Here is a 19,783-nt window from a genome sequence, read left to right as displayed (position 1 = left end):
CGGCACCGGGAAGACCAGCGCCGGGCCTCCGCAGGGGGATAGAGTCGAAGCAACGGATACTCAGCGAGGCACTTGGAGTGAACGATGCGGAAGATGGACTCGACCGATTACCAGCAGGCGCAGTTGGCCAGGATCCACGACGAGAACATCGCTCCCGTCACGGAGCTCTGCCTCCAGCTGCGCGAGAAGCGGCCCGAATCCCCGGTGCCGTTCGTGGACCCGGTGCACGACGTGGACGAGGCGCGCATCATCAGCCTCCTGATCGCCCCCGGCGCGGGCACGGCCTCCGGCTTCCTGTCCCTCGAGAACGACGACGACACGGCCGAACGCCTCGCGGAGGTCTACGACGCCGCCGGGCTGCAGCCCCGGCACGGGATCCCGTGGAACGCCTACCCCTGGCAGCTGCCGGAGGGCCAGAAGCTCGTCCTCACGCCCGAGCAGGTCCACGACGGCATCAGGCCGCTGCGCCAGTTCCTGGAGATCGTCTACCGGGCCTCCGCCGTCGTCGCGCACGGCAGCGGCGCGCACAAGGTCATGGCCGCGTTCGCGAAGGCCGGCGGCGACCGCATCCTCAGCGAGCGCGTCATCAAGGTCTACAAGGTGGACTCCCCCGGCCCCATGGGCTCCGTGGGATCGGCCGCCCACAAGAGCCGGAAGTTCGACGAGATGGTGGCGGCGTACGCGGACGCGATGGGCGGGGTCGGGCTCCCCTCCAAGGGCAGGTAGCCCCGCTCCCCCGGAACCGCCGCCGGGGCTAGCGGTCGGCGTGCGCCTGCAGGAACTGGTAGACCTCGGTCTCGTCGACGCCGGGGAAGGCGCCCGGCGGCATGGCCGCCAGCAGGTGCGAGTTCGCCCGCGCCGCGGGCCACGCGTTGCCGGCCCACCGCACCGCCAGGTCCGCCGGCGGACGCCGGCAGCACGACTCGTCGGGGCACCGCGACGTGGACCGCTCCGTGGTGTCGCGGCCGCGGAACCACTTCACGTGCTGGAACGGGACGCCGATGCTCAGCGAGTACGTCCCCGAGGAGTGGCGCTCCGTGCGCGCGGTGCACCAGAAGGTCCCCACGGCGGTGTCGGTGTACTGGTTGTAGGCGCGGAACTTGTCCTCGACATCGAACACCTCCCGGCTGGTCCAGTACCGGCACACCGGCTGGCCCTCGATGGCGCCGGTGTGGTCGGCGGGGAAGTTGACGCCGTCGTTCTCGTAGGCCTTGTGGATGATCCCCGACTCGTGGACCTTCTGGAAGTGCGTGGTGATGCCCAGGTGCTCCGTGGCGAGGTTCGTGAAGCGGTGCGCCGCCGACTCGTAGGAGACCGCGTACGCGTCGCGCAGGTCCTCGATGGCCAGCTCCTTCGCGTTCTTGGCCTGCGCCAGGAACTCGACCGTCGAGCGCTCGGGCATCAGGAGGGCCGCCGCGAAGTAGTTCGTGTAGACCCGCTGGCGGAGGAACTCCGAGTAGTCGGCCGGCGTCTGGTGCCCCAGCACGTAGTGGCCCACGGCCTGCAGCAGCACCGACCGGGCGTCGTGGTCCTCGCGCCGGGACTGGGTCAGGTAGATTCTGCGGTTCTTCAGGTCCGTCACGGAGCGCGTGGAGTGCGGCAGGTCCCCCACGAACCGCAGGCCGAAGCCGAGGTGCTCGGCGATGTCCGCGGCGACGTGGTGCGAGAGCGGGCCGGAGCGGTGCCCGACGGCGTCGAGCAGCTCCTGCGCCTGGCGCTCGAGCTCCGCGTAGTAGTTGTTCTTCTCGCGCATCTCGCCGCGGATCTCCGTGTTCGCGCGGCGGGCCTCCTCCGGGGTCGCCGCCTGCTCGTCGAGCCGGCGCTCCAGCTCGTTCTGCAGGCCCACGAGCGATTCGAGCACCTCCATGGACAGCCGCGAGGAGACGCGGACCTTCGGCAGCCCGAGCGACCCGTACAGGGGCCCGCGCTGGGCCCGCTCCAGCTCGATCTCCAGCGCGGCCCGGCGGCTCGGCGGCTCCGCCCCGAGCAGCTCGTCCAGGCTGGTCCCGAGCGCGGCGGCGAGCTGGCGGAGCATGCTGAGCTTCGGCTCGCGCTTGCCGTTCTCGATGAGGGACAGCTGCGAGGGCGCGGTCCCCACCGCCTCCCCCAGCCCGTCCAGCGTCAGCCCCTTGGCCTTGCGCAGGTGGCGCACGCGGCGGCCGAGCGCGATCACGTCCAGGTCGGCGCCGCCGGCGGACGCCGCCGACGAGGGTGACTTGCGGGGCCTGTTCCAACTCGATGTGGGCATTTCTTAAGCTTACGCGAAGAATCGCGAATCTTTCCATGCTTGACCCCTAGTTTGTGGTCGAGAAGTGCCGGAACGTTGTTTCTACGAAGAACTTCGCCGGAGAACCGGGCACCGTCGCCCGGCCGAACAGCCCGACGAGAACACGAGGAGATCACGATGACCGAGAACCAGAACCCCACCGCGGACCGCGAAGAGGCCCTGGAGCTGGAGTGGAAGGCCAACCCGCGCTGGGCCGGCACCACCCGCGACTACTCAGCCTCCGACGTCGTCCGCCTCCAGGGCCGGGTCCAGGAGGAGCACACCCTGGCCCGCCGCGGCTCCGAGAAGCTGTGGAACCAGCTGACCGAGGAGGCCAAGACCGGCGGCTACACCAACGCCCTCGGCGCCCTCACCGGCAACCAGGCCGTCCAGCAGGTCAAGGCCGGGCTGCGCGCCATCTACCTCTCCGGCTGGCAGGTCGCCGCCGACGCCAACCTCTCCGGGCAGACCTACCCGGACCAGTCGCTGTACCCGGCCAACTCGGTCCCGCAGGTCGTCCGCCGCATCAACAACGCCCTGCTGCGCGCCGACCAGATCGAGTTCTCCGAGGACATCCAGACCGTCGAGGACTGGATGGTCCCAATCGTCGCCGACGCGGAGGCCGGCTTCGGCGGGCCGCTGAACGCCTACGAGCTGATGAAGTCGATGATCGCCGCCGGCGCCGCGGGCGTGCACTGGGAGGACCAGCTGGCCTCGGAGAAGAAGTGCGGCCACCTCGGCGGCAAGGTCCTCATCCCCACCCAGCAGCACGTGCGCACGCTCAACGCGGCCCGCCTCGCAGCCGACGTCGCCGGCACGCCGTCGGTGGTCATCGCCCGCACCGACGCCGAGGCGGCCACCCTGATCACCTCCGACGTCGACCCGCGCGACCAGGAGTTCACCACCGGCGAGCGCACCGCGGAGGGCTTCTACAAGGTCCGCAACGGGATCGAGCCCTGCATCGCCCGCGCCAAGGCCTACGCGCCCTACTCCGACCTCATCTGGATGGAGACGGGCACACCGGACCTGGAGCTGGCCCGCAAGTTCGCGGAGTCCGTCAAGTCCGAGTTCCCGGACCAGATGCTCTCCTACAACTGCTCGCCGTCGTTCAACTGGAAGAAGCACCTCGACGACGCCACGATCGCCAAGTTCCAGCGCGAGCTCGGCGCCATGGGCTTCACCTTCCAGTTCATCACGCTGGCCGGCTTCCACGCCCTCAACCACTCGATGTTCGACCTCGCCCAGGGCTACGCCGAGTCCGGCATGAGCGCCTACGTGGAGCTGCAGGAGCGCGAGTTCGCCTCCGAGTCCCGCGGCTACACCGCCACCCGCCACCAGCGCGAAGTCGGCACCGGCTACTTCGACAAGATCGCCACCACCCTCAACCCGGGCGGCAGCACCCTCGCCCTCGTGGGATCCACCGAAGAGGGCCAGTTCCACTAACGAGCACCACGGACGACGGCGGCCCGCCGCCTCCGCCACGCACGCAGCGGATCCCGCTCCGCGCCTCCGGCCCCGGCCGGGGCGCGGAGCGGGATCCGGCCACCGCGGCACCGCGCACGCACCGCCGTCGCACCCCCAGAATTCGACAAGGAGTTTCAGCCATGAACGATCCCATCACCCTCAACGGCATCACCCTGACCGCGTCGCCGATCTGCCGGCAGGAGGAGATCCTGACCCCGCAGGCCCTGGACTTCCTGGCGAAGCTCCACAAGACGTTCGACGGCCGGCGGCGCGAACTGGTCCGGGCCCGCGAAACCCGGCGCAACGACATCGCCCAGGGTCGGGATCCGCGCTTCCTGGAGGAGACCCGCTCCATCCGCGAGGACCCGAGCTGGCGCGTGGCGCCGATCGCCCCGGGCCTGGAGGACCGCCGAGTCGAGATCACCGGCCCCACCGACCGCAAGATGACCATCAACGCGCTGAACTCCGGGGCGAAGGTGTGGCTCGCCGACATGGAGGACTCCTCCACCCCGACGTGGCGCAACGTCGTCTCCGGGCAGCTGAACCTCCGGGCCGTGCTGGACCGCAGGATCGACTTCACCTCGCCGGAGGGCAAGGAGTACCGGCTCACCGGGAGCCGGCTGACGGACCTGCCGACCATCGTGGTCCGCCCCCGCGGCTGGCACCTGCCGGAGAAGCACCTGCTGGTCGGCGGCGAGCCCGTCTCCGGGGCGCTGGTGGACTTCGGCCTGTACTTCTTCCACAACGCGCAGCGGCTGATCTCGCAGGGACGCGGCCCGTACTTCTACCTGCCGAAGACCGAGAGCCACCTGGAGGCCCGCCTCTGGAACGACGTGTTCGTGCTGGCGCAGGACCTGCTGGGGATCCCGCAGGGCACCATCCGCGCCACCGTGCTGATCGAGACGATCACCGCCGCGTTCGAGATGGAGGAGATCCTCTACGAGCTGCGGGACCACGCGGCCGGCCTGAACGCCGGGCGCTGGGACTACATCTTCTCGGTCATCAAGAACTTCCGCTCCCGCGGCCCGCGCTTCGTGCTCCCGGACCGTGCGATGGTCACGATGACGGCGCCGTTCATGCGCTCCTACACCGAGCAGCTGGTCCGCGCCTGCCACCGGCGCGGGGCGATGGCCATCGGGGGCATGTCCGCCTTCATCCCGAACCGGCGCGACGAGGCGGCCAACACGGTCGCGTTCGAGAAGGTCACCGCGGACAAGACCCGCGAGGCCAACGACGGCTTCGACGGCTCTTGGGTCGCGCACCCGGACCTGGTCCCCGTGGCCCGCGAGGTGTTCGACTCGGTGCTCGGCTCCCGGCCGAACCAGCTGGACCGCCAGCGCGAGGACGTCGTTCCCGACGACCGCTCGCTGCTGGACATCGCCGGGACGCCGGGCCTGATCACCGAGGGCGGCATCCGGGCCAACATCGAGATCGGCATCCGCTACATCGAGTCCTGGCTGCGCGGCAACGGCGCGGTCGCCCTGCAGAACCTGATGGAGGACGCCGCGACGGCGGAGATCTCCCGTTCCCAGATCTGGCAGTGGATCCACCAGTCCGCCGTGACCGACGAGGGCGAGCTCGTCACCCGCGGCTGGGTGGAGGACCTGGTGGACGAGGAGTTCTCGCGGATGGAGCGCTTCGAGGGCGACCGCTTCGAGGACGCGCGCGAGATCTTCGAGGAGTGCGCGCTCCGCGACGAGTTCCCGGAGTTCCTGACGGTTCCGGCGTACGAGCGCTTCCTCTGCGAGTCGAAGGAGTCCCTGAGCGCCTGATCCGCTTCTTCCACCATCGGACGCTCCCCCTCATCGGACGCTCCCCGGCTTGCGCACCCTCTGGGCCCTCCAGAGACGGCACTTCCCGGGGAGCGTCCCTCCGTGACCCGACGCTCCCCGGCTTGCGCACCCTCCGGGCCCTCCAGAGGCGGCGCTTCCCGGGGAGCGTCCCTCCGTGACCCGACGCTCCCCGACTTGCGCACGCCAAGCCGCCCGCAATCGACCCACGACCCGGGGAGCGTCCCTCCGTGTCCCGACGCTCCCCGACTTAAGCACGCCTCGGGAGCCCGCGGCCTATCCTCCGCCTCGTCGCCGGTCTACCGTGTCCCGCATGGACATGAAACTGGAGCTCGTACCCGTGCCCGTGACCGACGTCGACCGGGCGAAGAACTTCTATGTGGGACAGGTGGGTTTCAACGCCGACCACGACCACCGGGTCTCGACCGAGTTGCGGTTCGTACAGCTGACACCATCCGGTTCGGCCTGCTCCGTCGTCATCGGCGAGGGCATCACCGACATGGCGCCCGGCTCGCAGCGGGGCCTCCAGCTGGTCATCGACGACGCCGACGCGGCGCGCGAGGAACTCCTCTCCCGCGGCGTGGAGGTCGGGGACGTCGACGAGCAACCCTGGGGACGGTTCCTGTACTTCGCGGATCCGGACGGCAACACGTGGGCGCTGCAGCAGTTGCCACCGAAGGCCGGCGCCGCCGCTGAGTGAACCGCGCGTGGAGGCATTTGCACGGGTCAGCAGGGGTCCGAGGGGTCTTCGGGGTCCGGACGGGTCCGAGGGGAATAGGCCCGTCTAGGCCAAGGTTGAAGCTTCCATGACTCAGTCCCGCCTCACCGTCGACATCTGGTCCGACATCGCCTGCCCCTGGTGCTTCATCGGCAAACGCCGTTTCGAGCAGGCCCTCGCCGGCCTCCCCTTCCGGGACGGGGTCGACGTCGTATGGCACAGCTACCAGCTGGACCCCTCGCTGCCCGAGCACTACGACGGCACCGAACTGGACTATCTCGCCACAGTCAAGGGGCTCGCGCCGGAACGGGTAGAGGAGATGTTGGCCCACGTCACGGAACAGGCGGCCGGCGTCGGGCTGGACTACGACTTCGGGAACCTCAAGGTCGCCAACAGCCTGACCGCGCACCGACTCCTGCACCTCGCCAAGGCGCACGGGCGGGCGGGCGAGCTCAAGGAGGCGCTGCTCTCCGCGCACTTCGAGCGCGGGCTCGACACCGGCGACCGCGCAACCCTGCGCGCCTTGGGCTGTCAGGTCGGGCTGCCGGACGACGACGTCGTGCGCGTGCTCGACGGCGACGCACACGCCGCGGACGTCGAGGCCGACGTCGAACAGGCCCGCGCGCTGGGCATCACCGGCGTGCCGTTCTTCGTCCTCGGGATGAAGTACGGGATCTCGGGCGCGCAGCCGCCGGAGGTCTTCGCCGACGCATTGACCGCGGCGTGGACGGAGGCGCATCCTCTCGAGCGCGTGGCCGCGTCCGACGGGGCCGCCTGCGGACCCGACGGCTGCGCTTGAGTCGCGGCAGGGCGACGCGGCCCTCTCCGGGACCTGCGCCGCGGCTTGCCCGGGACCGGACGACACGGACCACTCCGTCCGTCGCGATCGGGCTGACCACTCCCTCCGCCGCGAGTAGAGCCGGGTGCCCTCCGCCGCGGATCGGGCTGGCCGACGCCGCGGGAGGCGCTAGCCGCCCTCCGCCTCCCGGGCGGGCCTGGACGCGGCCGGCGCCCCGGAAGACCCCGCCGCCTCGCCCGCGGCCTTTTCCTCGGCCGTGGCGCGCGGGCAGCTGAGGCGGCCGTCCTTCGTGACGACCTTGGTGGTCTCGACGAACGAGCCGAACTTCTGGCCGACCACGAGGTCCACGGTCGCGGAGCCGCGCTCGGGATCCTTGACGAATTCGGTCCCCTTGATGTGGCGTTGCACGCTCATGGCGTGGGCGCGGCCTTCGGGACCGGAAACCACGGCGGCGACGATGTCGGGATCGTTCAGCGTTTTGTTGCCGATTTCGCCGATCTTGAAGCCCCGCTTCTCCAGCCTGTTGGCGGCGGCGCCCGCGAGGCCGGGGATCCGCGTCGCGTTGTAGACGTTGACGGTGACGCCGGCCGGCTCAACGTAGGCCAAGACGTCGCGGGGACACGCGGGCTCCAGGTCGGGGGCGGCGGCGACCTCCGGCTTCGGTTCCCAGGCCGGGATCACGAGTTGGCGGGTCATCACCAGATAAGCCCCCACGACGGCCGTGGCGACCAGTCCCAACAGCAGGACCAGGACGATGCCGTGCCGCAGCCGCTTGTTGCGGCGGCGCCGATGGTCGGCGTGCGCGGGATCCCTGTCGTCGAAGCTGCGGACCAGGTCGTCCTCCGTGACGATCCGGTGGCCGTGCCAGTCCCGCGGATCGCTCCGCTTGGTTCCCTGGACCACGGCGCTAGTCCTTCAGGACCAACACGCGCGCGTGCATGACCGACCGCTGGTGCAGCGCGGTGCGCACCGCGCGGTGCAGCCCGTCCTCCAGGTACTGCGTGCCGCGCCACTGGACGACGTGCGGGAACAGATCGCCGAAGAAGGTGGAGTCTTCGGCCAGCAGCGCAGCGAGGTCCAGGGTGCTCTTCACGGTCACCAATTCGTCCAGGCGGACCTGGCGCGGGGCGACGTCGGCCCAGTCCTTCGGCGTCACGTGTCCATGGTCGGGGTACGGCCGGGCTTCGCCGACGGATTTGAAGATCACCTCCCCAGCTTAGGGAACCGGGGCCGAACATAAAACGACCGGTGCGTGAACGCCGGCCGTGGCGGGCCCGGCCAATCCCCTGTCAAGCCCTCCGCAACAGGCCGTCATGTGACGGAACGGCGCGTCACAATGGCTGTTCGGGGTCCGTCATGCGGGCCTACCGTTGAGTCATGACTACAGTTCGCACCTCCGTTCCCGTTCTGGACATGTCCGCCGCGCGGACGGCGGACGGCAGCTTCGACCCCGACTTCATCGCCGCCCTGCGCGACGCGACGCACAACGTCGGGTTCTTCCAGATCACCGGCTACGGCGCCGGCGACGGGCAGGCGCGGGAGCTGCTGGACACAATCGCCCGGTTCTTCCGCCTGCCCCTCGAGGAGCGGCTCCGACTGGACAACCGCAGCTCCCCCCAGTTCCGCGGGTACACGCGCCTGGGCAAGGAGATCACCCGGGGACGCGCGGACTCGCGTGAGCAGATCGACTTCGGCCCGGAGCGGGCCCCGCTGGCGGAGGTCCCCGAGGACCGCCCCTACCTGAACCTGCAGGGACCCAACCAGTGGCCCGAGTCCTTCCCGGACCTGGAGCGCGTCGCGATGGAGTGGGCGGGGCTGATGTCGCGGGTCGGCGCGGACCTGCTGGCGGCGATCTCCGTCTCGCTCGGCCTGCCGGAGGACTACTTCGCCGAGCCCTTCGAATCCGCGCCCGCGTGGATGGGCAAGCTGGTGCACTACGTCGGCGGCGGCCAGGTGCCGGAGGCCGGCAACCAGGGCGTCGGGGCGCACGCGGACTACGGCTTCGTCACGCTCCTGCTCCAGGACCTGGTCGGCGGGCTCGAGGTCAAGCCCTACGGGCAGGACGAGTGGATCACGGTCGAGCCGATCGAGGGCGCCCTGGTGGTGAACCTCGGCGAAATGCTCGAGGTCGCCACGAACGGCTACCTGATGGCCACCATCCACCGGGTCACGGCGCCGCCGGCCGGCGTCGACCGCTACTCGGTACCGTTCTTCTGGTCCCCGCGCCTGGATGCGGTGATCGACCCCGTGCCCCTGCCGCCGGAGCTCGCCGCGGACGCCCGGGGCGCCTCGGACGACCCGTCGAACCCCATGCTGGCCTCCTACGGTGCCAACGTGCTCAAGGGCTGGCTGCGAGCGCACCCGGAAACGGCGGAGATCCACTACCCTCAGCTGTCCAAGTAGCCGCGGATCACCGGGCGGCGGGCACGGAGCCTGCCGAGCGAGGAGCCGAGACGGGCGAAGCCGGGGCCGCTAGTCCCGCCGCATCCGCTGGCGGGCTGTCTGCCTCCCGGGGCCGATCCGGACCCGGCGCGTCGCGGCGGCCAGTCCGAAGGGCGGCATGTCGCTGTACACCGACTCCAGGTCCGCCACGGGGACCTGGTAGGTCTCGTGCCATACGCCGACGTCCCCGCTGCCGGCCGTCTCGCGCATGAAGCGGCGCCACGCCTCGAGGTGCGGGGCGTCGCGGTCCGCGGCGAAACGCTGCAGATGCTCGGGGCTTTCCCAGTAGCTGAGCAGGAGGGTGGTTCGCCCGAACCACGAGTGGGCGCCCAGCAGACCCGCCCCGGGGTCCCGCGCCAGGTGGCGCAGCATCCGCGGCATGGCGGCCGCCGTGCGGGCGACAGCGCCGACCTTCCACCACCGGTTGGCGCGCATCCCGATCAGGAAAACCGTCACCGTGGAGCCCTGCGGAGCCGCCGTGAAGCGACCCCGGGAAACCCGCTGCGGCATGGTGCGCCCCCTTTCCGGAAGCGTCCGGCGACGCCGCTGACCGCGTCGCGGAACATCACGCTAGGAACACCGTCGCGCACCGGCGGCCGTGTGGCAAGACCCGCGGCATGCCGCTGAACTGCACGGCACGACGCCGGGCCGCCGCCAGTACATCCGGCACGACGCCGGGCCGCCGGGCCGCCACGCCGGGACCCCGGCGCGGCGACACGCGGTCAGGACGCGATCAGCGGCACGGAGCGCCGGGCCAGCATTCTCCCGGTGATCCAGTGGAACCACTCGATCGTCATGGTGTACTCACCGGCGACCTCCGGCCGGAGCAGTATGTCGTAGCGCTCGGCCGCGCCCATGGCGATGACGTGGGTGATCAGCCGCGCCCGCGGATCCTCGTGCATGCTCGTCGGTATGGCCGGCGCGCCGGGAACCGCGGTGTGGCGGAACGGCCGGCCGTCGTGGGAGATGAGCTCGGCGATGCGCGCCGCCGAACCGTCCGGCGCGAAGAACCGCACGCGGTTCGGCAGGTAGTTGCCATCCAGGAGGCGCATCAGCGTCGGCGCCCGCCCGTCGCCCTCGACGGCGATCGGCAGCTGCGTCGGCGCCCACACCGCCTCGTCCCGTTCCACGCGATCGTCCAGCACGCCCCCGGTGATGTAGAAGTTCGTGGGTTCGAAGCGGTTGAGCCCCACGTCCTCCCCCGAGAGCCCGGCGGCGTGGTTCAGCGTGTGCCACCGCGGATCCACCGAGAACGGCATCACCAGGGACTCCGTGGCCGCGTCGTACAGCGGTCCGTCGGCGAAGGCCCGCCGCATCCCCGCCGGCACCGGGAAGTCCGGCAGGACGATGGGATCGATGATGAGCGGGCCGAGCAAACCCATCTGGGCGTGGAGCGGCGTGTTGACGTGGCAGTGGTAGAAGTAGGTCCCCGCGGCGCCGTAGTTCGGGTCGCCGACACGTCCGCGCTCCGCCTTCCACTGGTACGTGTAGACGTCGTCGATCTCGAACGACGTGTGCCCGACGCCGTCGTTCCGCGGATCCGGCTCCATGCCGTGCCAGTGGATGGTGTGCGGGCCCATGCTCGGCTCGACGGTCGCGTGGAAGATCTCGTCCTCCCGCGGCCGCAGCGTGGGACCCGGGAAACCTCGGCCCGACGCGTCGTTGTCGAAGACCCACATCTCGAACTCGGCGCCGTCAGGGAACACCAGATCGCGGCTGGACACGCCGAGCTCCACCTCGTACTGGGGCTCCTCGCGGAACTCCGTCGGCGGGCTGTCCTGCTGCAGCTGGTGCGACGCGAAGTCGGCCTGCGAGTCGTAGTCGCGCTCCTCGCCGTCGTCGTCCGGCGGGCCGGTGGGCGACGCGGTGGTCGACGGGGCGGACGACGACGAACTCGCGGGGGCGCTCGTCGACGCCGGACCCGAGGAGTCGCTCGGCGACGCCGGCACCGATGTCGTCGGCGCGCTCGTGGTGGCCGGCGCGCTAGTCGTGGCCGGCGCGCTGCTGCTGGGCGGGGCGGACGACGTCGGGCCGGTGGGCGGCCGCGTCGGCGACTTCGTCGGTTTGGGCGACTTCGTCGGCTTCTTTTTGGCCCTCTCCGCCGCCTCCCGCTCCTTCTTCGCCCGCTCGGCCGCCTCCTTGGCGGCCTTCTCGGCCGCCTCCCGGGCCTTCTTGGCCGCCTTCTCGGCCGCCTCCCGGGCCTTCTTGGCCGCCTTCTCCTCCGCCTCCCGGATCTTCTTCGCCGCAGCCGCGCTCGCCTTGGCGGCTTTTTCCTCGGCCTTCCGTGCGGGATACCGGCCGGCAGGCGCCCGTCCCGCCACGCCCCTCACTGGTGTGCTCATGGTCCTAGTCCTCCGTTGCCATCGACTTGAGTTCCCAGTGCGCCACGAGGCCACCCGGATACATTCCGCCGGCGGCGGTCTGCGACGGCTCGGCGTGGCAGTGCATCGGGTACTTCCACGCGGTCGTGCGGTTCGCCCACACCTGGTCGGTGGCGTCCGGCGGCCGCTTCATCGGGATGATGCAGTCCTTGCGGTCCATGGGTTCGAGCTCGACCACGTCCTCCCACTGCTGGAGCACCACGTGTCCGTCGTCGTCCACGACGCCGAACTCGCGCGGCCACTCGCGGTTGTTGCGCCGCACGGTCCACAGGTGGTTCCCGTGGAAGTGGATCTGGTGGTAGACGAGCCCCGGATTGACGAGCCGCACCAGCTGGCCGGCCCGGATGGTGCCCGCGTCGATGTCCTCGCCGAACTGGCGGATGTCGATCTGCCGCGGATAGCCGGAGACCAGGGACTCCTCGTGGGCCGCGAGGTTGATGGCGCGGCTCGGCGAGTGGGCCAGCGCCTCGTAGCCGCTGCGGTCGTTGAGGAGGAAATAGCGCGGCACCGCGGGAGTGACCTCCGGATCCACCGTCCCCCCGGCGGCCTCGATGTCCCCCCATCCGGGATCCACCGCGTGTGTCACCCACAGCCACTGCCGCTCGAAGCCTGCCTGGTCCGGCGCCACCTTCCAGGCGTCGTCCGGATCCATGACGACCAGGCAGCCGAACAGCCCCAGCGCCCGCTGCACGGGCTCGTTGGTCGGATCGTAGTAGACGTACGTCCCCGCCGCCGGGGCATCGAACTCGAGCGTGGCCTCCCCGCCCGGGGGGATCTCGCCGGTCGTGAGGTCGCCCCCGCCGGACCCCGCGCCGGCGATCGCCAGCTCGTGCGGGCCGTTCAGCCGATTGAAGACCCGCAGCCGGACCGTAGAGCCGGTCTCGGCGATCATCGTGCGGGCCGGGAAGTAGCTGGCCCAGTAGTTGCGCCGGATCATGAACTGGCCCACGTTGGCGGCGTCCGGTCCGAGCGGCAGCGGCGTGCCGTTCGCGGGGACGGGCGCGCCGAGCGGATAGGTCCGCGACGTCACGACCTGCCCGTCGCGCGTGAAGACCCTCGGCCGGATCCGCAACGACGGCGATGCCGCGTTCCGCGCGGTCGGCGCGTCACCGAAGCCCCGCTGGTAGACGAGCGAGTCGTCGACCATCCTCGCGTAGCCCTCGTTGATGTAGAGGTCCAGGACTCCGGGCAGCGGCACGGCCGCCGCGGGCACGCGGGTCGCCGCCCGGACGGGCGACGCCGCCCGCAGGGGCGCGGCCGCGGCCGCGGGGGCCGCGGCGAACGCCGCGACGGCCGCGACGCCGGCCACCGCCCCGAGCCTCAGCGCGTCGGCGCGCGGGATGGGCCGCCGCCCGGGCGCCTCCGCGGCCGGGGCGGCGGGCACGGCGTGTTCCGTGTTCTCGGTCGGCTCACGCATGATCCGCCTCCAGGTATCCGGGCCGCCACGCGACCGCCGGCAGCGGCAGGTCCAAGGGGGGAGAACCCGGCGCCATGTCGTCGAACTGGACGCTGAAACGCGCGGCGTCTGAGGGGACCAGGAAACTGATGCTCGCGCTGGCGCGGCCCCCGGCCGGCAGCGCGCCGGCCGGCAGGTCGGAGCCCCGGTTCACCACCAGCCACGGCTGGCTGTCCGGCCGGACCCGGATCTGGCCGGGCGAGAAGAGGACGTCGTCGTCGGACTCGTTCACCGCGTCGACCCGCAGCACCAGATGGTCGCCGTAGGTCATGTTGACCGGCTGCGGCGACGAGCTGCCCGCCATCCGGTGGCCGCCGTGTGCGGCGCCGGCCTCGCCGGAGAGCCGGGACTGCCGTTGCGCGCTGGTGACGCGCACCTGCCCAAAGCTCGTGGGGATGCTCGTGGTCCCCGGGGGGCCGGACGCCGACAGCCCGACGGCCATGGCACTCAGGCCTCCCGCACCGACCACGACCGCCGAACCCATGACCAGGCTGAACCGCCTGCGAGACAATGTGAACTGTTCCTCCGCCGCCGACCCGGACTCCGCCGCGCCACGAACCACAGGCCTTCCCCAAGATGTCCGCACGATCTACCCCAACTTCCTCCGAGATGCCCCAGCATCAAAGGACGGACCCGACTGCCCCCAGCATGTGCGGGTGTTCCCCAACGCCCAACGCGATCAGTATGCATGGCTGTAAAATGGCTGTAAAGGGATTTGCGCAGTGCCTTGAATAACCGCCGGAACCCGCGCCGGAGGGGCTCGTCCGCACGACGGCGCCGCGGCACCGGGCGCGCGGGGGCGCCGCCACATCGTCGCGTCCGGCACGCGAGCGCACCGTGGCTCCCGGGCGCAGACGGCCTGACGTGGGCCGATGCGGGTCAGGGCGAGGCGGAGGCGGGGACCGCGGAATGCTCCTAGAGGGCCGCGCGCACGGCGGCGACGATCTCCGCCGACTGGGGATCGGTCTTCGGTCCGAAGCGCGCGACGATCTCGCCGTTGCCGTCGATGAGGAACTTCTCGAAGTTCCAGGCCACGTCCTCGATCTCGCCGCTCGGATACGCCGTCAATTCCCGGTACAGGGGGTGGGCGTTCTCGCCGTTGACGTCGGTCTTTGCCGCGAGCGGGAAGGTGACTCCATAGTTCAGCTGGCAGAACTCCTCAATCTCGGCGTCGCTGCCCGGCTCCTGTCCCATGAACTGGTTGCAGGGCACCCCGATGATTTCCAGTCCGAGGTCCTTGTGGTCGCGGTAGAGCGCCTCGAGACCCTCGTATTGCGGCGTCAGGCCGCACTTGGACGCGACGTTCACCACGAGCACCGCCTTCCCGGGAAAACGCTCGCCGAGGGTGGCCTCGGTGCCGTCGTTCAGGGTCAGGGGGATCTGGTGCAGGTCGGTCATGGGGGTCTCCATCCGGCGGGAATCGGTCCTTGCCAGTCTAGGTTCCAGCGCGGCCGGTCCGGGTTTCCCGTCGGCAGCACCAGCATCGCGGGCGCCTCGCCAGCTTCACGGGCGGCCACCCCGGCCCGGGCTCCGATAACGAGAGTCATCAACGAGAGCCTTTAACGAAAAAGGCCCCGCCACGAGGGCGGGACCTTTTCCGATCCGCGGAGGATGGGGGATTTGAACCCCCGAGGGCGTGAACCCAACACGCGTTCCAGGCGTGCGCCATAGGCCGCTAGGCGAATCCTCCAGATCGCTCAAAAGAGCAGCCTCCAGAGTAGCGGACATTTCCGTCCCTGCCGAATCGGGCCGTCTGGGGCGTGTGCGGGCGGGCCGCTGTGCGCGGCGGCGGACGCTCCGGACATCGGGTAGACTTTTCGACGGCCCCTCATGTGGTGTCATCCTGTCGAACTCCCCCAGGACCGGAAGGTAGCAAGGGTAGACGGGCTCTGGCAGGTGCATGGGGGGCCTTTAACTTTCTGTCCCGGCCCACCCGCCGGGCGCGCGGAGGAGGCGGACCATGGGCGCAGGACGCTTCGCCCCCAGCCCCTCCGGCGAACTGCACGTGGGAAACCTGCGCACCGCCGTCCTCGCCTGGCTCTTTGCCCGCTCCACGCGGCGGTCCTTCCTCCTGCGGATCGAGGACCTCGACCGGGCGCGCGCCGGGGCCGAGGACGCGCAACTGCGCGACCTCGCCGCCGTCGGGCTGGACTGGGACGGCGCCGTGGAGCGCCAGACGGACCGGCTGGACGGCTTCCACGACGCCGTTTCCACGCTGCGCTCCCGCGGCCTGCTCTATGAGTGCTACTGCACGCGGCGCGACATCGCCGAGGCCCCCTCCGCTCCGCACGCCGCCCCCGGCGCCTACCCCGGGACCTGCAGGAACCTCTCCGACGCCGAGCGGGCCGGGCGGCGCGCCGGGCGCCCGGCCGCCCTGCGGCTGCGCTCCGGCGTCGGGAGCTTCACGGTGACCGATGTGCTCCACGGCGAGTACACCGGGGTCGTGGACGACTTCGTGGCGGTGCGCAACGACGGCGTCCCCGCCTACAACCTCGCCGTCGTCGTCGACGACGCGCTGCAGGGCATCGACCAGGTGGTCCGCGGGGACGACCTGCTCAGCTCCGCCCCGCGCCAGGCGTACCTCGCGACGCTCCTCGGCACGGGTGTCCCGCAGTACGCCCACGTGCCACTGGTCCTCAATCGCGAGGGCCGGCGCCTGGCCAAACGGGACGGCTCGGTGACCCTCGCGGCCTTGGAGCGCGACGGCATCGCGCCGGCCAGGGTGCGGCAGCTGCTGCTGCGCTCGCTCGGCCTTCCCGAGGCCTCGCTCGCGGCCGCGCTGGCGGCCTTCGACCCCGCGCGGATGCCCCGCGAACCATGGATCTACTCCCCCCTCACAGCAGCCGATGCGGGATGCGATGACTAGGCCACTACAGATAGGGTGCAGGTTGTGAGTACAGCCCTTTACCGTCGCTACCGCCCCGATGCTTTTGCGGACGTGATCGGACAAGAGCACGTCACCACGCCGTTGATGGCGGCCCTGGAGAAGAACCGCGTCAACCACGCGTACCTGTTCTCCGGCCCGCGCGGCTGCGGCAAGACCACGTCCGCCCGCATCCTGGCCCGCTGCCTGAACTGCGCGCAGGGTCCCACCGACACGCCGTGCGGGACCTGCGACAGCTGCGTCGAGCTGGCGACCGGCGGCCCGGGATCGCTGGACGTCATCGAGATCGACGCCGCCAGCCACGGCGGCGTCGACGACGCGCGCGACCTCCGCGAGCGCGCCACATTCGCGCCGGTCCGCGACCGCTACAAGATCTTCATCATCGACGAGGCCCACATGGTGACCTCGGCCGGCTTCAACGCGCTCCTGAAGATCGTCGAGGAGCCGCCGGAGCACATCAAGTTCATCTTCGCGACGACCGAGCCGGACAAGGTCATCGGCACCATCCGTTCGCGCACGCACCACTATCCCTTCCGCCTGGTCCCGCCCGAGCCGCTCATGGCGTACCTGGAGAAGCTGAGCGGGTCCGAGGGCGTGGCGGTGGCCCCGGGCGTCCTCTCCCTCGTGGTGCGCGCGGGCGCCGGTTCCGTCCGGGACTCCCTGTCAGTGCTCGACCAGCTCATCGCCGGCGCGGGGCCGGCCGGGCTGGACTACGAGCTCGCCGTCTCGCTGCTCGGCTACACCCATGCCACGCTGCTCGACGACGTCGTCGACGCCATCGCCGCGCAGGACGCGTCCGTCGTCTTCGGCGCCGTGGACCGCGTGATCCAGACGGGGCACGATCCGCGCCGCTTCGTCGAGGACCTGTTGGAGCGCTTCCGCGACCTGATCATCGTCAAGGCCATGCCGGACAGCGCCGGCCAGATCATCCGCGGGCTGCCCGAGGACCAGCTCAACCGGATGCGCCAGCAGTCCGCCCAGCTCGGCCAGGGCGAGCTCAGCCGGTCCGCCGACGTCACCAACCACGCCCTCACGGAGATGACGGGCGCGACCAGCCCCCGCCTGCACCTCGAGCTCCTGTGCGCCCGTTTGCTGCTGCCCGCCGCCGACGCCACGGAGCGCGGGATCAATGCCCGGCTGGACCGGATCGAGCGTCGGCTCGCCTACGCGGGCGACGTGCCCGCCGGCGGGCCGGATTCCGGCACCCGGACCGCCGGGGACCAGGACGACGGCGCCGCCGCCGCGCGCGGCTTCGAGTCCCCGCGCGAACAGGGCGCCGCCCAAGTGCGCGAGGCGCTGCGCTCGGCGCGCCAGCAGGACCGGGCCGCGCCGGAGGCCGCCGATACCGCCGATCCCGCGCAGCTTGGCGTGTCCGCCGACGCGGGCCCGGAGACGCGGCCCGTCCGCGAGGCCCCCCGCGCCGCGGAGGCGCCGGCCCCCGCCGAAGCGCCGGCCGCGGAGCCGGCCCCGGCGCCGGCGGCACAGACCGGCGGGGCGCCTTCGGCCCCTGCCGCCGCGGCGACCGTTGCGCCGACGCCCGAGAGCCCGGCTGTCCCCGCCCACGCGACAAGCCCCGAGCCCGCGGCCGCTCCGGCACCCGATTCACACCGAGCACCCGCGGTCGAGGACGAGTCCCCGGCCGACTGGGGCGGCACGTGGGGCGCCTTCCCCGAGCGCACCCCGGAGCCCGAGGCCCCCAAGCCGACCGCCCCTGCCGCTCCTGCCCCCTCGGAGGGCCCGGAACTGGCGGACCGGTCGGCCGGCGCGGGGCAGCCCGCGACCGCCCCGCGCCCCGAGGACCAGGAAGCCGAACGCCCGGATGACGGACGCGGCCCGCGTACGGGGGACGCCCGGCGCGCGGCACCGCCGGCCGCCGGACCGGCCGACTCCGGCCCGCGGTCCGCCAGCGCGCAGGACGACCGCCAGGCCCCCGCAAAGGCCGACCGTCAGGCCCCCGCAAAGGCCGACCGTCAGGCCCCCGCGCAGGGCGCGCCGACGGCGTCCGCGCCCGGCGCCGGTTCCGTCGAGATGTTCCGCCGTGCCTGGCCCGAGATCATGGACGCGCTGCGGGCTGAGAAGAAGTTCGTTTGGCTGACCATCCAGCCGCACGCGTCGCTCGCCGGGTACGACGGGCGCACGCTGACCGTCGCCTTCGCGAATCCCGGCCCGATGAACGCATTCTCGAGCAAGGCCGAGAACATCGGCCTGCTTAAGCAGTGCATCCACAAGGTCTTGGGCGTCAATTGCGAGATCGTCGTCACCGCCGGGGGTTCCGCTCCGGCGGGTGGTTCGGCCCCAAAAGCTGAACGCCGGCCCACGCCGGCGGCCGCCTCTCCCGTAGCGAACCGCGCCGTGGCGCCGCCGGCCGCGCCCACCGTGCAGGCCGCGCGGGCGTCCGCCACGAATGCCCCGGCGGCAGCGGCGGAGGCGCCGGAGGCGCCTTCCTCGAACACGGCACCTCCGGCGCGTCCGGACCACTCCGGACCGGCGGCCGCTCCCGCACCGGGCACCGCACCGGCCGCGGCAGCCGAGCCCCGCGGCGCGGAGACCGCGGGCGCGCGTGCAGATTCGGCAACGCCCGGCCCCGCCGCCGTGCCGGCGCGGTCGCGCGCGACGCCGGATACCCCGGCGGCACCCGCCCCCACTGCCCCCGCCTCGACGGTGCCGGCAACGCCGCCTCAAGGTCCGCGATCCGCCGTGGCCTCCGCCCGCGCCGCCGCCGGACGGATGGGCAACCCGCAGGATCGGCGGTCCCGGGCCGCATCGACGTCGGCGGCCGCCGGCCCCGGCGAACCCGACTTCGGACCCGAGCCGGACTTCGGCCCCGAACCGGAGGACGAGGGCGGCTACGACTGGGGAGCGGACAACGTCCCCGTGCCCGACTGGGAACTTTCCCCCTCCGGATCCGCCACCGACGAATCCGGGAACACCGTTGCCCGTCCCGCGCCCGGGTCCTCGCACGCCCCGACGGCACAGGAGCCCTCGGGTCGGGGACCCGCAGCCCCAGCACCGTCGAACGCACCGGCCGCACCGGCGCCCTCGGACGGACGTCCCGCAGCCCCGGCACCGTCGGACGGACGTCCCGCAGCCCCAGCACCGTCGGACGGACGTCCCGCAGCCCCAGCACCGTCGGACGGACGGCCCGCAGCCCCGGCGCCCTCGGGCGAGCGTCCCGCAGCCCCGGCGCCCTCGGGCGAGCGTCCCGCGGCTCCGCCGCCCGGGGGCGCCGCCACCGCCTCCTCCCCGACCGCGGCCCCCGGCGCGCCCGCTCGCCCGGCGCCCGCGGAGGCCCCGCCGGGCACGGGACAGAAGCGCATGAGCCGCTACCAGCAGCTGCTCAACCAGGCCCGGGAGACCGGTGCCCCCGAGCCGCGCTCCCAGCAGCCGACCGCACCGTACGGCCGCCCTCCCGGCAACGCCGTAGACTCGAACTACGTTGAGGACATCCCCAGCGACGATGACATCGCGATCGAGGAGTCCGGCGTAGTGGGCCGGCCCGCCATCGAGCGCATCCTAAACGGACGCCTCATCGAGGAACGCAACCACGACGGTTCGCCCGTGAGCTGACTCCGCGTCCCGCGGG

16 protein-coding genes, 1 tRNA gene and 1 other RNA gene are annotated in these 19,783 nt (G+C 71.8%); 9 read left to right on the top strand and 9 right to left on the bottom strand.

The features are described 5' to 3' along the window. Positions 1-93 precede the first annotated feature (93 nt). Complete coding sequence (locus tag ACETWP_RS08745) at positions 94-726, top strand: uracil-DNA glycosylase family protein (RefSeq protein ID WP_373971842.1); 633 nt, start codon at positions 94-96, stop codon at positions 724-726. A 28-nt stretch (positions 727-754) separates the two neighbouring features. Here the strand turns inward: ACETWP_RS08745 and ACETWP_RS08740 are convergent, their stop codons facing one another. Continuing rightward, the gene (locus tag ACETWP_RS08740; RefSeq protein WP_373971841.1) at positions 755-2,248 is read right to left on the bottom strand and encodes a helix-turn-helix domain-containing protein; all 1,494 of its coding nucleotides are present in this window, start codon (positions 2,246-2,248) and stop codon (positions 755-757) included. A 156-nt stretch (positions 2,249-2,404) separates the two neighbouring features. On the opposite strand from ACETWP_RS08740, the gene aceA reads away from it, so the two are divergent. The 4 genes from aceA to ACETWP_RS08720 all read left to right on the top strand — a co-directional run bounded on the left by aceA (position 2,405) and on the right by ACETWP_RS08720 (position 7,037). Then, positions 2,405-3,709, top strand: a complete 1,305-nt coding sequence (gene aceA, locus ACETWP_RS08735; RefSeq protein ID WP_373971840.1) for an isocitrate lyase — start codon at positions 2,405-2,407, stop codon at positions 3,707-3,709. A 161-nt stretch (positions 3,710-3,870) separates the two neighbouring features. Then, complete coding sequence (gene aceB, locus ACETWP_RS08730) at positions 3,871-5,502, top strand: malate synthase A (RefSeq protein ID WP_373971839.1); 1,632 nt, start codon at positions 3,871-3,873, stop codon at positions 5,500-5,502. Between the two features lie 331 nt (positions 5,503-5,833). After that, entirely contained in the window at positions 5,834-6,220 is a 387-nt protein-coding gene (locus tag ACETWP_RS08725; protein WP_373971838.1) for a glyoxalase superfamily protein, read from the top strand. A 106-nt stretch (positions 6,221-6,326) separates the two neighbouring features. Next, the gene (locus ACETWP_RS08720) at positions 6,327-7,037 is read left to right on the top strand and encodes a DsbA family oxidoreductase (protein ID WP_373971837.1); all 711 of its coding nucleotides are present in this window, start codon (positions 6,327-6,329) and stop codon (positions 7,035-7,037) included. Positions 7,038-7,205: 168 nt separating this feature from the next. Here ACETWP_RS08720 and ACETWP_RS08715 read toward each other — a convergent pair whose 3' ends face one another. Next, positions 7,206-7,940, bottom strand: a complete 735-nt coding sequence (locus ACETWP_RS08715) for a LytR C-terminal domain-containing protein (RefSeq protein WP_373971836.1) — start codon at positions 7,938-7,940, stop codon at positions 7,206-7,208. Positions 7,941-7,944: 4 nt separating this feature from the next. Continuing rightward, positions 7,945-8,244, bottom strand: coding sequence for a type II toxin-antitoxin system VapB family antitoxin (locus tag ACETWP_RS08710; RefSeq protein ID WP_373971835.1), 300 nt, complete (start codon positions 8,242-8,244; stop codon positions 7,945-7,947). Between the two features lie 170 nt (positions 8,245-8,414). Here ACETWP_RS08710 and ACETWP_RS08705 point away from each other — a divergent pair, with 170 nt between their 5' ends. Further along, positions 8,415-9,440 (top strand): isopenicillin N synthase family dioxygenase, encoded by a 1,026-nt coding sequence (locus ACETWP_RS08705; RefSeq protein ID WP_373971834.1) that lies wholly within the window; start codon positions 8,415-8,417, stop codon positions 9,438-9,440. 69 nt (positions 9,441-9,509) lie between these two features. On the opposite strand, the gene ACETWP_RS08700 is transcribed toward ACETWP_RS08705, so the two are convergent. The 6 genes from ACETWP_RS08700 to ACETWP_RS08675 form a co-directional block, all read right to left on the bottom strand. Further along, positions 9,510-9,989, bottom strand: coding sequence for a DUF4188 domain-containing protein (locus tag ACETWP_RS08700; RefSeq protein WP_373971833.1), 480 nt, complete (start codon positions 9,987-9,989; stop codon positions 9,510-9,512). Between the two features lie 212 nt (positions 9,990-10,201). After that, positions 10,202-11,821, bottom strand: a complete 1,620-nt coding sequence (locus ACETWP_RS08695; protein WP_373971832.1) for a multicopper oxidase domain-containing protein — start codon at positions 11,819-11,821, stop codon at positions 10,202-10,204. A gap of 4 nt (positions 11,822-11,825) precedes the next feature. Next, the gene (locus ACETWP_RS08690) at positions 11,826-13,277 is read right to left on the bottom strand and encodes a multicopper oxidase domain-containing protein (protein ID WP_373971831.1); all 1,452 of its coding nucleotides are present in this window, start codon (positions 13,275-13,277) and stop codon (positions 11,826-11,828) included. After that, a complete protein-coding gene (locus ACETWP_RS08685; protein ID WP_373971830.1) occupies positions 13,270-13,827 on the bottom strand; it encodes a hypothetical protein in 558 nt (185 codons plus the stop codon). Before ACETWP_RS08685 ends, ACETWP_RS08690 begins: the two co-directional genes overlap by 8 nt. A 404-nt stretch (positions 13,828-14,231) precedes the next feature. After that, the gene (locus ACETWP_RS08680) at positions 14,232-14,714 is read right to left on the bottom strand and encodes a glutathione peroxidase (protein ID WP_373971829.1); all 483 of its coding nucleotides are present in this window, start codon (positions 14,712-14,714) and stop codon (positions 14,232-14,234) included. A gap of 207 nt (positions 14,715-14,921) precedes the next feature. Beyond that, positions 14,922-15,006, bottom strand: a tRNA-Ser gene (locus ACETWP_RS08675). 129 nt (positions 15,007-15,135) lie between these two features. On the opposite strand from ACETWP_RS08675, the gene ffs reads away from it, so the two are divergent. The 3 genes from ffs (at position 15,136) to ACETWP_RS08660 (ending at position 19,767) form a co-directional block, all read left to right on the top strand. Continuing rightward, positions 15,136-15,232: signal recognition particle sRNA small type (gene ffs, locus ACETWP_RS08670), an RNA gene on the top strand. A 44-nt stretch (positions 15,233-15,276) separates the two neighbouring features. Continuing rightward, positions 15,277-16,182 carry a tRNA glutamyl-Q(34) synthetase GluQRS gene (gluQRS, locus tag ACETWP_RS08665; RefSeq protein WP_373971828.1) on the top strand — a complete coding sequence of 302 codons (906 nt, stop codon included), beginning with the start codon at positions 15,277-15,279 and terminating at the stop codon, positions 16,180-16,182. Positions 16,183-16,206: 24 nt separating this feature from the next. Beyond that, positions 16,207-19,767, top strand: coding sequence for a DNA polymerase III subunit gamma and tau (locus tag ACETWP_RS08660; protein ID WP_373971827.1), 3,561 nt, complete (start codon positions 16,207-16,209; stop codon positions 19,765-19,767). The last annotated feature ends 16 nt before the right edge of the window (positions 19,768-19,783 follow it).

It is taken from the genome of Arthrobacter halodurans (assembly GCF_041877255.1).
Taxonomy (GTDB): domain Bacteria; phylum Actinomycetota; class Actinomycetes; order Actinomycetales; family Micrococcaceae; genus Arthrobacter_N; species Arthrobacter_N halodurans.
Note: the sequence above shows the minus strand (reverse complement) of the source record. Positions and strands in the feature narration are given on the sequence as shown.

Bases quoted from the DNA above. Each gene is read 5' to 3' on its own strand.
- ACETWP_RS08745 (WP_373971842.1), top strand. From the start codon at position 94: ATGGACTCGACCGATTACCAGCAGGCGCAGTTGGCCAGGATCCACGAC.
- ACETWP_RS08740 (WP_373971841.1), bottom strand. From the start codon at position 2,248: ATGCCCACATCGAGTTGGAACAGGCCCCGCAAGTCACCCTCGTCGGCG.
- aceA (WP_373971840.1), top strand. From the start codon at position 2,405: ATGACCGAGAACCAGAACCCCACCGCGGACCGCGAAGAGGCCCTGGAG.
- aceB (WP_373971839.1), top strand. From the start codon at position 3,871: ATGAACGATCCCATCACCCTCAACGGCATCACCCTGACCGCGTCGCCG.
- ACETWP_RS08725 (WP_373971838.1), top strand. From the start codon at position 5,834: ATGGACATGAAACTGGAGCTCGTACCCGTGCCCGTGACCGACGTCGAC.
- ACETWP_RS08720 (WP_373971837.1), top strand. From the start codon at position 6,327: ATGACTCAGTCCCGCCTCACCGTCGACATCTGGTCCGACATCGCCTGC.
- ACETWP_RS08705 (WP_373971834.1), top strand. From the start codon at position 8,415: ATGACTACAGTTCGCACCTCCGTTCCCGTTCTGGACATGTCCGCCGCG.
- ACETWP_RS08700 (WP_373971833.1), bottom strand. From the start codon at position 9,989: ATGCCGCAGCGGGTTTCCCGGGGTCGCTTCACGGCGGCTCCGCAGGGC.
- ACETWP_RS08695 (WP_373971832.1), bottom strand. From the start codon at position 11,821: ATGAGCACACCAGTGAGGGGCGTGGCGGGACGGGCGCCTGCCGGCCGG.
- ACETWP_RS08690 (WP_373971831.1), bottom strand. From the start codon at position 13,277: ATGCGTGAGCCGACCGAGAACACGGAACACGCCGTGCCCGCCGCCCCG.
- ACETWP_RS08680 (WP_373971829.1), bottom strand. From the start codon at position 14,714: ATGACCGACCTGCACCAGATCCCCCTGACCCTGAACGACGGCACCGAG.
- gluQRS (WP_373971828.1), top strand. From the start codon at position 15,277: ATGGGCGCAGGACGCTTCGCCCCCAGCCCCTCCGGCGAACTGCACGTG.